At 55.6% G+C, this 12,632-nt stretch carries 10 protein-coding genes; 1 reads left to right on the top strand and 9 read right to left on the bottom strand.

Going from position 1 to position 12,632, the window contains the following annotated elements; all coding sequences use genetic code 11:
* Window positions 1-178: 178 nt before the first annotated feature.
* From sucD to sdhC, 8 genes are all read right to left on the bottom strand, one after another.
* Window positions 179-1,048 (bottom strand): succinate--CoA ligase subunit alpha, encoded by an 870-nt coding sequence (gene sucD, locus HB664_RS09480; protein WP_008501094.1) that lies wholly within the window; start codon window positions 1,046-1,048, stop codon window positions 179-181.
* A complete protein-coding gene (gene sucC / locus HB664_RS09475) occupies window positions 1,048-2,214 on the bottom strand; it encodes an ADP-forming succinate--CoA ligase subunit beta (protein ID WP_219940701.1) in 1,167 nt (388 codons plus the stop codon). The genes sucD and sucC overlap by 1 nt, the downstream gene beginning before the upstream one ends.
* A gap of 83 nt (window positions 2,215-2,297) precedes the next feature.
* Window positions 2,298-3,518 (bottom strand): 2-oxoglutarate dehydrogenase complex dihydrolipoyllysine-residue succinyltransferase, encoded by a 1,221-nt coding sequence (gene odhB / locus HB664_RS09470; RefSeq protein ID WP_008501093.1) that lies wholly within the window; start codon window positions 3,516-3,518, stop codon window positions 2,298-2,300.
* Between the two features lie 14 nt (window positions 3,519-3,532).
* A complete protein-coding gene (sucA, locus tag HB664_RS09465) occupies window positions 3,533-6,340 on the bottom strand; it encodes a 2-oxoglutarate dehydrogenase E1 component (RefSeq protein WP_033144953.1) in 2,808 nt (935 codons plus the stop codon).
* 219 nt (window positions 6,341-6,559) lie between these two features.
* A complete protein-coding gene (gene sdhB / locus HB664_RS09460; RefSeq protein ID WP_008501090.1) occupies window positions 6,560-7,276 on the bottom strand; it encodes a succinate dehydrogenase iron-sulfur subunit SdhB in 717 nt (238 codons plus the stop codon).
* Between the two features lie 15 nt (window positions 7,277-7,291).
* Window positions 7,292-9,058, bottom strand: a complete 1,767-nt coding sequence (sdhA, locus tag HB664_RS09455) for a succinate dehydrogenase flavoprotein subunit (protein WP_023310789.1) — start codon at window positions 9,056-9,058, stop codon at window positions 7,292-7,294.
* The gene (gene sdhD, locus HB664_RS09450) at window positions 9,058-9,405 is read right to left on the bottom strand and encodes a succinate dehydrogenase membrane anchor subunit (protein ID WP_008501088.1); all 348 of its coding nucleotides are present in this window, start codon (window positions 9,403-9,405) and stop codon (window positions 9,058-9,060) included. Before sdhD ends, sdhA begins: the two co-directional genes overlap by 1 nt.
* Window positions 9,399-9,803 carry a succinate dehydrogenase cytochrome b556 subunit gene (gene sdhC / locus HB664_RS09445; RefSeq protein ID WP_219940817.1) on the bottom strand — a complete coding sequence of 135 codons (405 nt, stop codon included), beginning with the start codon at window positions 9,801-9,803 and terminating at the stop codon, window positions 9,399-9,401. The genes sdhD and sdhC overlap by 7 nt, the downstream gene beginning before the upstream one ends.
* A gap of 639 nt (window positions 9,804-10,442) precedes the next feature.
* Between sdhC and HB664_RS09440 the strand changes: the two genes are divergently transcribed.
* Window positions 10,443-11,726, top strand: coding sequence for a citrate synthase (locus HB664_RS09440; RefSeq protein WP_023334930.1), 1,284 nt, complete (start codon window positions 10,443-10,445; stop codon window positions 11,724-11,726).
* A 99-nt stretch (window positions 11,727-11,825) separates the two neighbouring features.
* On the opposite strand, the gene nei is transcribed toward HB664_RS09440, so the two are convergent.
* Entirely contained in the window at window positions 11,826-12,617 is a 792-nt protein-coding gene (gene nei / locus HB664_RS09435) for an endonuclease VIII (protein ID WP_219940700.1), read from the bottom strand.
* Between the last annotated feature and the right edge of the window lie 15 nt (window positions 12,618-12,632).

Raw genomic sequence — 12,632 nt, 5'->3', positions numbered from 1 at the left:
TTTAAGGTAAATAAATAACAATTATTTTACTTTTACCCCCCCCTCTCTAATTAACACCATTTAGTGACTATTGCATGACACCCGGCAGGCAATAAAAAAGGCCGCTTTACAGCGGCCAACCATGTCGAAACGGACATTTTTATACTTCAACGCCCCCCTTTCGGGGAGCAGAGAGGACTTACTTAATGATGGATTTCAGTGCTTCGCCGATATCCGCCAGGCTGCGAACGGTTTTCACGCCTGCGGCTTCCAGCGCTGCGAATTTCTCATCAGCCGTACCCTTACCACCGGCGATGATCGCGCCTGCGTGCCCCATACGCTTGCCTTTCGGCGCGGTCACACCCGCGATGTAACCGACAACTGGCTTGGTCACGTGTTCTTTGATGTAAGCAGCGGCTTCTTCTTCCGCGCTACCACCGATCTCACCGATCATCACGATCGCTTCGGTCTGTGGATCTTCCTGGAACAGCTTCAGGATGTCGATGAAGTTAGAGCCCGGGATCGGGTCACCGCCGATGCCAACGCAGGTGGACTGGCCGAAGCCGTAATCGGTGGTCTGCTTCACAGCTTCATAGGTCAGCGTACCGGAACGGGACACGATGCCCACTTTCCCCGGCTTGTGAATGTGGCCCGGCATGATGCCGATTTTGCATTCGCCCGGGGTGATAACGCCAGGGCAGTTCGGGCCGATCATGCGCACGCCTGCTTCATCCAGCTTCACCTTCACGGTCAGCATATCCAGCGTCGGGATGCCTTCAGTGATGGTGATGATCAGCTTGATGCCTGCGTCGATCGCTTCCAGAATGGAGTCTTTGCAGAACGGTGCCGGAACGTAGATCACGGTCGCGGTTGCGCCCGTCGCTTCAACGGCTTCACGCACGGTGTTGAATACCGGCAGGCCCAGATGCGTGGTGCCGCCTTTACCTGGCGTTACGCCGCCAACCATCTGCGTGCCGTAGGCAATCGCCTGTTCGGAGTGGAAAGTCCCCTGGCTACCGGTGAAGCCCTGGCAGATAACCTTGGTATCTTTATTAATTAAAACTGACATTATTTCCCCTCCACTGCGGCAACAACCTGCTGAGCTGCATCCGTCAGACTTTTCGCTGCAATAATATTCAGGCCGCTGTCAGCCAGTTTTTTCGCGCCGAGTTCAGCGTTGTTACCTTCCAGACGCACAACCACCGGAACGTTAACACCCACTTCTTCTACCGCACCGATGATACCGTCGGCAATCAGGTCGCAACGAACGATGCCGCCGAAGATGTTAACCAGAACGGCCTTCACGTTGTCGTCAGAGAGGATGATTTTGAACGCTTCGGTTACGCGCTCTTTGGTTGCGCCACCGCCTACGTCGAGGAAGTTTGCTGGCTCACCGCCGTGCAGCTTAACGATGTCCATGGTGCCCATTGCCAGGCCCGCACCGTTAACCATGCAGCCGATGTTGCCGTCCAGCGCTACGTAGTTCAGCTCCCACTGTGCAGCCTGCGCTTCACGCGGATCTTCCTGAGACTGATCGCGCATTTCGCGCAGATCGGACTGGCGGAACAGCGCGTTGCCGTCAGCGCCCAGCTTGCCGTCGAGGCAGATCAGGTCGCCCTGGGTGGTGATCACCAGCGGGTTGATCTCGATCAGCGCCAAATCGCGCTCCAGGAAGATGTTCGCCAGACCCATGAAGATCTTGGTGAACTGCTGAACCAGCTTGCCTTCCAGGCCCAGTTTGAACGCCAGCTCGCGACCCTGGTAAGGCATTGGGCCCGCCAGCGGATCGATTGCCACTTTGTGGATCAGGTGCGGGGGTTCTTCCGCCACTTTTTCGATTTCCACGCCGCCTTCGGTAGACGCCATGAACACCACGCGACGGGAGCTACGGTCAACAACCGCGCCCAGGTACAGTTCTTTCGCGATATCGGTCGCCGCTTCAACCAGGATCTGGTTAACCGGCTGGCCGTTCGCATCTGTCTGGTACGTTACCAGACGCTTGCCGAGCCAATGTTCAGCAAACGCACGAATCTCTTCTTTGCTCTTAACAACCTTCACACCGCCCGCTTTACCACGGCCACCAGCGTGAACCTGACACTTAACTACCCAAGGGCCGGAACCGATTTTAGATGCGGCTTCTTCTGCTTCACGCGGGGTAGTACAGGCATAACCCACCGGAGCCGGTAAGCCATACCGGGCAAACAGCTGTTTGGCCTGATATTCATGTAAGTTCATGTGTTCTATCCATCCTTCAGGTAATCGTTAGGTCGTGCTTTTATTGGCCCGGCAGCCATACGCCGCCGGGCAAGACTGCAAAACTAGACGTCCAGCAGCAGACGGGTTGGATCTTCCAGCAGCTCTTTAATCGCGACCAGGAAGCCCACGGACTCGCGGCCGTCGATCAGGCGGTGATCGTATGAGAGCGCCAGGTACATCATCGGCAGGATCTCAACTTTACCGTCTACCGCCATCGGGCGATCTTTAATGGCATGCATACCCAGGATCGCGCTCTGCGGCGGGTTAATGATCGGGGTAGACATCAGCGAGCCGAATACGCCGCCGTTGGTAATGGTAAAGTTACCGCCGGTCAGGTCGTCTACGGTCAGCTTGCCGTCGCGGCCTTTAACAGCCAGCTCTTTAATGTTTTTCTCGATGTCAGCCATACCCAGGGTATCCACATCACGCAGAACCGGGGTGACCAGGCCGCGTGGAGTAGAAACCGCCATGCTGACGTCGAAATAGTTGTGGTAAACCACGTCATCGCCATCGATAGACGCGTTCACTTCCGGGTAGCGTTTCAGCGCTTCAACTACCGCCTTCACGTAGAAGGACATAAAGCCCAGACGGATACCGTGACGTTTTTCAAACGCGTCACCGTACTGCTTGCGCAGGTCCATGATTGGCTTCATGTTCACTTCGTTGAAGGTGGTCAGCATCGCGGTGGAGTTTTTCGCTTCCAGCAGACGCTCGGCCACGCGCTTGCGCAGGCGAGTCATTGGAACGCGTTTTTCGCTGCGGGCACCCAGAGCAGGCTGCGCTGCTGGTGCTGCCGCAGGGGCTTTCGCTTCTGCCTGAGCTGGCGCTTTCGCAAGGTGTTTGTCGATGTCTTCGCGGGTCAGACGACCGCCCACACCGGTGCCTTTGATGGCTGCCGGGTCAAGGCTGTGTTCAGCCAGCAGGCGACGGATCGCCGGGCTGAGGGCGTCGTTAGACTGTTCTTCCAGAGAAGCCTGCTGGCGCTGAGCCGGCGTAGAGGCTTTCTCTTCAGATTTCGCGCTGGACTCTTTACCCGCGCTGTTGCCTTCACGCAGGCGACCCAGGATCTGACGAGAGGTTACGGTGGTGCCTTCATCTTCCAGCACCGCGTCCAGAACGCCATCCGCCGAAGCCGGTACTTCCAGTACCACTTTGTCAGTTTCGATTTCTACCAGCACTTCATCGCGCTTAACGGCATCGCCTGGTTTTTTGTGCCAGGTAGCGACGGTCGCATCTGCTACGGATTCAGGCAGGTCGGGAACAAGAATATCTACGCTACTCATTTTGTATCCTTTAATTAATCGACGTTCAGCGCGTCATTGACCAGATCTTGTTGCTGCTTCTGGTGAACGGACATATACCCTACCGCCGGAGAGGCGGAGGCCGGGCGACCTGCATAACGCAGGGCTGACCCAAATGGAATCACTTCACGGAAATGATGCTGGCTGCAGTACCATGCGCCCTGGTTGAGCGGCTCTTCCTGGCACCAGACAAAATCATGTACGTGAGCATATTGTTTCAGCACTTCCTGCATCGCCTGATGCGGGAACGGATAAAGCTGTTCGATACGCACGATGGCGACATCTTTCTGATCGTTCTTGCGGCGCTGTTCCAGCAGGTCGTAATAAACCTTACCAGAACACATCACCACGCGCTTCACGCCCTGCGGATCCAGCTCGTCAATTTCACCGATGGCTGGCAGGAAGGTTCCGTTCGCCAGTTCTTCCAGGCTCGACACCGCCAGCGGGTGACGCAGCAGGGATTTCGGCGACATCACCACCAGCGGACGGCGCATACCGCGCAGCGCCTGACGACGCAGCATGTGGTAGACCTGAGCCGGGGTGGACGGTACGCAGACCTGCATGTTCTGCTCGGCGCAGAGCTGCAGATAACGTTCCAGACGCGCGGAGGAGTGCTCCGGACCCTGACCTTCATAACCGTGCGGCAGCAGCATCACCAGGCCACACATGCGGCCCCACTTCTGCTCGCCGGAGGAGATGAACTGGTCGATAACCACCTGCGCGCCGTTGGCGAAGTCACCGAACTGCGCTTCCCAGATGGTCAGGGTGCGTGGTTCAGCGGTGGCATAACCGTATTCGAAGGCCAGAACCGCTTCTTCAGACAGCACGGAGTCCCAGACCTTGAACTGGCCCTGACCGTTGTGCACGTGCTGCAGCGGGGTGTAGGTTGAACCGTTGGACTGGTTGTGAACAACCGCGTGACGGTGGAAGAAGGTCCCACGGCCCGCATCTTCACCGGACAGACGAACAGGAATGCCTTCGTCAACCAGCGTTGCGTAAGCCAGCGTTTCAGCGCCGCCCCAGTCGAACAGCTTCTCGCCTGCCGCCATGGACTGACGGTCAGCGTAAATTTTCGCCACGCGAGACTGCATCTCGATAGCGTCCGGTACGGTGCTGATGCGTTTAGCCAGCTCCTGCAGGCGCTTCATCTCAACCTTGTTCGGGTAGCTCTCATCCCACTCGTGGTTGAGGTACGGCGACCAGGTAAAGGAGTGCATGTTCATCGGGCGCAGTTCTTTCACCACGCATTCACCCGCATCCAGCGCGTCGCGGTAGAGGTTGACCATTTCGGTCGCATCTTCCAGCGTCGTCACTTTGTCGCTCTCCAGCTTGTCAGCATAGATTTTGCGCGGGGTCGGGTGTTTTTTGATTTTCTGATACATCAACGGCTGGGTTGCACTTGGCTCGTCCGCTTCGTTGTGGCCGTGACGGCGGTAGCAGAAGAGGTCAATGAACACATCGCGTTTAAAGGTATTACGGAAGTCCAGCGCCAGACGGGTCACGAAAGCAACGGCTTCCGGGTCATCCGCGTTAACGTGGAAGATCGGTGCCTGCACCATCTTACCGATGTCGGTGCAGTACGGGGTAGAACGCGCGTCCAGCGGGTTAGAGGTGGTGAAGCCCACCTGGTTGTTGATCACGATGCGAACGGTACCGCCCACTTCATAACCACGCGCTTTCGACATGTTCAGGGTTTCCTGAACCACGCCCTGCCCTGTTACCGCCGCATCGCCGTGGATGGTAATTGGCAGAACTTTATTGCTGCTCGGCTCGTCCAGACGATCCAGACGCGCACGCACGGAACCGATAACCACCGGGCTAACGATTTCCAGGTGTGACGGGTTAAATGCCAGCGCCAGGTGAACCAGACCGCCTTCGGTTTCGATATCCGACGAGAAGCCCATGTGGTACTTCACGTCGCCGGTGCCGAGGTGTTCTTTATGTTTGCCCGCGAATTCGTCGAACAGGTCCTGCGGTTTTTTACCCAGCACGTTGACCAGCACGTTCAGACGACCACGGTGCGCCATGCCCAGTACCACTTCACGGGTGCCGCTCTTGCCTGCGTGACGAATCAGCTCTTTGAGCATCGGCACCAGCGCGTCGCCGCCTTCCAGCGAGAAGCGTTTTGCGCCCGGGAATTTCGCGCCCAGATAGCGCTCAAGCCCTTCCGCTGCAGTCAGTTCGTTCAGGAAGCGTTTTTTCTCGTCAGCCGAGAAGGTCGCGTGGCCCGCTACGGATTCGATGCGCTGCTGGATCCAGCGTTTCTCTTCGGTAGAGGTAATGTGCATGTATTCCGCGCCGATGGAGCCGCAGTAGGTTTGCTTGAGCGCGTCAATCAGATCGCCCAGCTTCATCGTGTCTTTGCCGATGGCAAAGGAACCTACGTTAAAGCTTTCCTGGAAATCGGCCTCGGTCAGATCGTGATACGCCGGATCGAGATCGGCCACACGGTCTTGCTGCCACAGTCCCAGCGGATCGAGATTCGCATGCTGGTGACCGCGGAAGCGATAAGCGTTGATAAGCTGCAGGACTTTTACCTGCTTCGCATTAGTGTCAGGGTCGGAAATCGCAGAAGAGTAACGTGAGGCATCCTTCGCCAGACGACGGAAATAATCACGTGTTTTGGAATGGAATTGATCCGGTTTGACCCCTGTGCCAGGCAACTGCTGGAACATGGAACGCCAGTTTGCGTCCACTGAGTCAGGATCGGTTAAGAAGTCTTCATAGAGCTGTTCAATCCAGCTCTGGTTCGCACCAGAAAGGAAAGAAGAGTCCAGCCAGGCTTTCATTGCGCCGTTCTGCATCGTGATCCCTTAAGCATTTTTATGCTTACTTTCGCCGTAGAAACTACCACGCACACCACGTGTACGTGCCGGGGTTCACCTGCGAGCTCTTTGTGGCCCGCGAAGGAACCTTTAGAAACTGTCTAGACTTCAGGGCAGTTTTTAAAGGTTTCTGCAAACTGTCCCCTCTCCCTTGGGGAGAGGGTTAGGGTGAGGGGAACAGCGCTCCCCTCTCACTACTTACGCACTGCGCTGCAACAGCATCGACTTAATATGGCCGATGGCGCGCGTCGGGTTCAGCCCCTTCGGACACACACTGACGCAGTTCATGATGCTATGGCAGCGGAATACGCTGAAAGCGTCACTCAGCCCTTCCAGACGGCTGTCGGTTTCGGTGTCGCGGCTATCGATCAGGAAGCGATAGGCAGCCAGCAGACCGGCCGGGCCGATAAACTTGTCCGGGTTCCACCAGAACGACGGGCAGGACGTTGAACAGCATGCGCAGAGAATACACTCGTACAACCCATCGAGTTTTTCACGCTGCTCAGGAGACTGTAAGTGCTCGCGAGCGGGTGGATTTTGCCCATTATTCAATAAGTAAGGCTTAATCTTCTCATATTGTGCATAGAATTGCCCCATGTCTACCACCAAATCACGCACGACCGGCAGGCCTGGCAGAGGACGGATAACAATTTTCTGACCAGGACGCTGCAGCGCTGAAATTGGCGTGATGCAGGCCAGGCCATTTTTGCCGTTCATGTTCACACCGTCAGAGCCACAAACCCCTTCACGGCAGGAGCGGCGGAACGACAGCGTAGGATCTTTTTCTTTCAGCTGGATTAAGGCATCCAGCAGCATCATGTCGCGACCTTCTTCCGCTTCCAGGGTGTAGTCCTGCATACGCGGAGCGTCATCAACATCCGGATTATAACGATAAACTGAGAATTCGAGTTTCATTATCCTGTCTCCGCATTAGTAAGTACGAATCTTCGGCGGGAACGCCGGACGCAGTTTCGGTTCCATGTTGACGCTACGACGCGTCATGGATTCCGACTCTGGCAGATACAGGGAATGGCACAGCCAGTTTTCGTCATCACGATCCGGGAAGTCGAAGCGGCTATGCGCGCCACGGCTTTCGGTACGGAAGTTTGCCGACATCGCCGTCGCGAACGCGGTTTCCATCAGGTTATCCAGCTCCAGGCACTCAACGCGCTGGGTGTTGAATTCGCTGGAGGTATCGTCCAGACGGGCATTTTTCAGACGCTCGCGGATTGCTTTCAGCTGCTCAAGACCTTTGGCCATCGCGTCGCCTTCGCGGAATACCGAGAAGTTGTGCTGCATGCATTCCTGCAGCGCTTTACGGATTTCCACCGGATCTTCGCCGTTACGGTTACCGTTCCAGCGGTTGAGGCGCTCAAGAGAGGCATCAATTTCGTCGTCGGTTGCGTCACGCAGCGCGCCCTGCTCGGCAATGGATTCCTGCAGATGCAGACCGACTGCGCGACCAAACACCACCAGGTCCAGCAGAGAGTTACCGCCCAGACGGTTTGCACCGTGTACGGATACGCAGGCAATTTCGCCTACCGCGAACAGGCCAGGAATGACCACGTCTTCGCCCTGCTCGTTTACGGTGAGCGCCTGACCGGTCACTTTGGTCGGAATACCGCCCATCATGTAGTGGCAGGTTGGGATAACCGGAATCGGCTCTTTCACCGGGTCGACGTGTGCGAAGGTGCGGGACAGCTCCAGGATGCCCGGCAGACGGGACTCCAGAACTTCTTTACCCAGGTGGTCGAGCTTCAGCTTCGCGTGTGGACCCCATGGGCCGTCACAGCCGCGGCCTTCACGGATTTCGATCATGATGGAACGCGCCACCACGTCACGACCCGCCAGGTCTTTCGCATTCGGGGCATAACGCTCCATGAAGCGCTCGCCGTGCTTGTTCAGCAGGTAACCCCCTTCACCGCGGCAGCCTTCTGTTACCAGAACGCCCGCACCGGCGATACCGGTTGGGTGGAACTGCCACATCTCCATATCCTGCACCGGCACGCCCGCGCGGATAGCCATACCGACACCGTCACCGGTGTTGATGTGGGCGTTGGTGGTGGACTGATAGATACGGCCTGCGCCGCCGGTAGCCAGCACGGTAGCGCGGGCTTTGAAGTAAACCACTTCACCGGTTTCGATGCACAGCGCGGTACAGCCGACGATTGCGCCATCGGCGTTTTTCACCAGATCCAGCGCGTACCACTCGGAGAAGATGGTGGTGTGGTTTTTCAGGTTCTGCTGATACAGGGTGTGCAGCAGTGCGTGACCGGTACGGTCAGCCGCCGCCGCGGTACGTGCCGCCTGCTCGCCGCCGAAGTTTTTCGACTGGCCGCCAAACGGACGCTGATAGATGGTGCCATTTTCCAGACGGGAGAACGGCAGACCCATGTGGTCCAGCTCCAGAATCGCTTCCGGGCCGGTTTTACACATATATTCGATGGCATCCTGGTCGCCGATGTAGTCGGAACCTTTTACCGTGTCGTACATGTGCCATTCCCAGTTATCTTCATGGGAGTTGCCCAGCGCAACGGTGATACCGCCCTGCGCAGACACAGTGTGGGAACGGGTCGGGAAAACTTTAGAGAGCAGCGCACAGGTCTGGCCGCTCTGGGAAATTTGCAGTGCGGCACGCATACCTGCGCCACCGGCACCAATTACAACAGCATCAAATTCTCTGACTGGCAGTTTCATTACACACCCCACACCACAACGAATCCATAAATAACGTAAACCACCAGTGCAACAACAATGGCCAGCTGCAGTGGGAGGCGAATCGCCAGCGGTTTAACGTAATCGGTCAACACCTGCCACATGCCAATCCAGGCATGAATAAGGATGGAGAACAGAGCCAGCAGGGTGAACACTTTGGTGAAGGCGGATCCGAAGAACCCACTCCAGATTTCCCACGTCAGCGTGCCGCTGGTCGCGAAGAAACCGATCATATAGATGATGTAAAGAGTGAGAACGATGGCGGTAGCACGGACCAGAATGAAGTCATGTACGCCGTTGCGTCCTAATGCGGAGGCGTTGCTTACCATACGAGAACTCCTGCGAGAAGTGAAAGCACGACAGTAATCACAAATGAAATGTTAGCGGAGCGTTTCCCGGCTTCGAAAGTCTCTTCCAGGTAGCCAAAGTCCATCAGCATATGGCGAACACCGACGACGACGTGGTACGCCAGCGCGGTCAGAATGCCCCACATGATAAATTTCACGAAGAAGCTGTTCATGGTGGCGGAGGCCTGGAGGAATCCTTCAGGGGAAGAGAGGCTGGTGCCCAGTAACCACAGCAAAATACCAACCGCCACAAACGTAATCACACCAGAAACACGGTGCAGAATGGACGCTATTGCTGTTACAGGGAACCGGATCGTTTTGAGATCCAGATTGACAGGTCTTTGTTTTTTCACATTTCTTATCATGAATAACGCCCACATGCTGTTCTTATTGTTTCCTTCCTCCGGACTGCGATGCGGGTCAAGCAGCGTTCCTTTTCTATAACTGCGCGTCATGCAAAACACTGCTTCCAGATGCTTAAACGACACGTTACAACGCTGGGTGGCTCGGGATTGCAGGGTGTTCCGGAGACCTGGCGGCAGTATAGGCCGTTCACAAAATCATTACAATTAACCTACATACAGTTTGTCGGGTTTTCTCTGGAACAGTGATCAGGGTCACGATAACAACATCTTTTTAATTTTTAATCATCTGATTTGACAAATGTTAAACAATATTGTTACAAACGTCATCAGAAAAGGCATATAATGCGCAAAAGTTATGAGGTCTCTCTTTCACCTGACAAATAGTTATGTAACAGTGTGATGGTATTGACCGAAGTTATCAGGACAGTTATTAGTGATATACAGGTTTGAATAATTCGGACTGCAAAAACGCTGATTTGCTGTTGTTTCACTGATATTTCATTCGTTTACCTGCAAGGCGCCATAGCTCTGTACCCTGGTTTGTCCTCGTGAGCTGAGCGGTAAGCCAAATAACAATCTGGTAACGGTGATTAACAGCTGAAAGCAAATCCGGTAAAGCGCAGTCTTAAGCATAAGGCGCTAAGGAGACCGTAAATGGCTGATACAAAGGCAACGCTCACCCTAAATGGTGACACTGCTATTGAACTGGATGTGCTAAAAGGCACGCTCGGTCAGGATGTTATTGATATCCGTACGCTGGGCTCTAAAGGTGTATTCACCTTTGACCCTGGATTTACCTCTACCGCATCTTGCGAATCCAAAATCACCTACATTGACGGTGACGAAGGTATCCTGCTCCATCGCGGCTTCCCCATCGATCAGTTAGCCACCGAATCCAACTATCTGGAAGTGTGCTACATCCTGCTGAACGGCGAAAAACCGACGCAGGCGCAGTACGATGAATTCAAAACCACCGTGACCCGTCACACCATGATCCATGAGCAGATTACTCGTCTGTTCCATGCGTTCCGCCGTGACTCTCACCCGATGGCGGTGATGTGCGGTATCACTGGTGCGCTGGCGGCGTTCTACCACGACTCCCTTGACGTGAATAACCCGCGTCACCGCGATATCGCGGCGTTCCGCCTGCTGTCAAAAATGCCTACCATGGCGGCGATGTGTTACAAATACTCCATCGGCCAGCCGTTTGTGTATCCGCGCAACGACCTCTCCTACGCGGGTAACTTCCTGCGCATGATGTTCTCCACGCCGTGCGAAGAGTACGAAGTGAACCCGGTGCTGGAACGCGCGATGGACCGTATTCTGATCCTGCACGCTGACCACGAACAAAACGCCTCTACCTCTACCGTCCGTACCGCGGGCTCTTCAGGCGCGAACCCGTTCGCCTGTATCGCTGCGGGCATCGCCTCCCTGTGGGGACCGGCGCACGGTGGCGCGAACGAAGCGGCACTGAAGATGCTGGAAGAGATCAGTACCGTTGAGCACATTCCTGAGTTCGTGCGTCGTGCGAAAGACAAGAATGACTCCTTCCGCCTGATGGGCTTCGGTCACCGTGTTTACAAAAACTACGACCCGCGCGCTACCGTTATGCGTGAGACCTGCCACGAAGTGCTGAAAGAGCTGGGTACCAAAGATGACCTGCTGGAAGTGGCGATGGAGCTGGAACACATCGCGCTGAACGACCCGTACTTCATTGAGAAGAAACTCTACCCGAACGTCGATTTCTACTCTGGCATTATTCTGAAAGCGATGGGCATTCCGTCTTCCATGTTCACCGTGATCTTCGCCATGGCCCGTACCGTAGGCTGGATTGCGCACTGGAACGAAATGCACAGCGAAGGCATGAAAATCGCCCGTCCTCGTCAGCTGTATACCGGCTACGAGCAGCGTGATTTTAAGTCTGATATTAAGCGCTAACAGGAGTTCGGTGCGGCCTGATGCCCTCACCCCGGCCCTCTCCCACAGGGAGAGGGTGAACACCTTAAAAACGGTAACCCCTGAGTTACCGTTTTACTTTTATTTCTGGCAGTGCGGGCACCAGTAAAAGGGTCTCGAAGAGATCATAATCCTGTCAATAATCCCGCCGCATCGCTCGCACTTTTCCCCCGCCCGATGAAACACCTTAAAGCGGAACAGCGCCCCGTGATGCGTGTTCTCATTCACCACGCCGCGCGTGTTGTACGACAGCCGCGGAATATCCAGCAGCGCGTGGGATAACGCCTCCAGCTGTTCATCATTCAGCTGAGACGCTTTATGCTGCGGCGCCAGCCCGACTTCCCATAAGATTTCAACCCGCAAATAGTTGCCTAAGCCAGCCAGGAAAGCCTGATCGAGCAATAACCCGGAAAACTGCCGGTTGCGGAATTTTGGGGATAGCAGTCGGGCCTTCACGTCGCTTGCCGTCAGGCGCATGTCCAGCACGTCCGGCCCGACCCGCTGCAGAAACGGGTGCGTCAGCAGCTGCTCCGGCGTTAACATTTCGATATCCGACGCGCTATAGAGCAGGATCGCCTTATCCGCCGTTTGCAGCCTGACGCGCAGCACGCGGGTGGTTTGCGGCTGCTCGTCTGCCTCCACAACCCGCCAGACGCCGTAAAGCTGGTTATGGCTATATAACGTCAGGTTATGAGAAAAGTGCGTGAGCAAGGCCTTGCCGCGCGTTTCAATATGGGTCACCGTCTGGCCCACCAGCTGTGATTCAAACGGTTTTAGCTGAGGAAAAGCAAACCAGACATCCGTCAGGGGTTTGCCCTTTATCGCCGCCTCCAGGCTATCCGCCGCGCGGCGGATCTCCGGACCTTCAGGCATTTTTGTGTCCTTATC

The sequence above is a fragment of the Enterobacter sp. DNB-S2 genome, from assembly GCF_019443845.1.
Classification (GTDB): domain Bacteria; phylum Pseudomonadota; class Gammaproteobacteria; order Enterobacterales; family Enterobacteriaceae; genus Enterobacter; species Enterobacter asburiae_B.
Note: the sequence above shows the minus strand (reverse complement) of the source record. Positions and strands in the feature narration are given on the sequence as shown.

Excerpts from the sequence above, each read along its gene's own strand:
- sucD (WP_008501094.1), bottom strand. The coding sequence starts at position 1,048 with ATGTCAGTTTTAATTAATAAAGATACCAAGGTTATCTGCCAGGGCTTC.
- sucC (WP_219940701.1), bottom strand. The coding sequence starts at position 2,214 with ATGAACTTACATGAATATCAGGCCAAACAGCTGTTTGCCCGGTATGGC.
- odhB (WP_008501093.1), bottom strand. The coding sequence starts at position 3,518 with ATGAGTAGCGTAGATATTCTTGTTCCCGACCTGCCTGAATCCGTAGCA.
- sucA (WP_033144953.1), bottom strand. The coding sequence starts at position 6,340 with ATGCAGAACGGCGCAATGAAAGCCTGGCTGGACTCTTCTTTCCTTTCT.
- sdhB (WP_008501090.1), bottom strand. The coding sequence starts at position 7,276 with ATGAAACTCGAATTCTCAGTTTATCGTTATAATCCGGATGTTGATGAC.
- sdhA (WP_023310789.1), bottom strand. The coding sequence starts at position 9,058 with ATGAAACTGCCAGTCAGAGAATTTGATGCTGTTGTAATTGGTGCCGGT.
- sdhD (WP_008501088.1), bottom strand. The coding sequence starts at position 9,405 with ATGGTAAGCAACGCCTCCGCATTAGGACGCAACGGCGTACATGACTTC.
- sdhC (WP_219940817.1), bottom strand. The coding sequence starts at position 9,803 with ATGTGGGCGTTATTCATGATAAGAAATGTGAAAAAACAAAGACCTGTC.
- HB664_RS09440 (WP_023334930.1), top strand. The coding sequence starts at position 10,443 with ATGGCTGATACAAAGGCAACGCTCACCCTAAATGGTGACACTGCTATT.
- nei (WP_219940700.1), bottom strand. The coding sequence starts at position 12,617 with ATGCCTGAAGGTCCGGAGATCCGCCGCGCGGCGGATAGCCTGGAGGCG.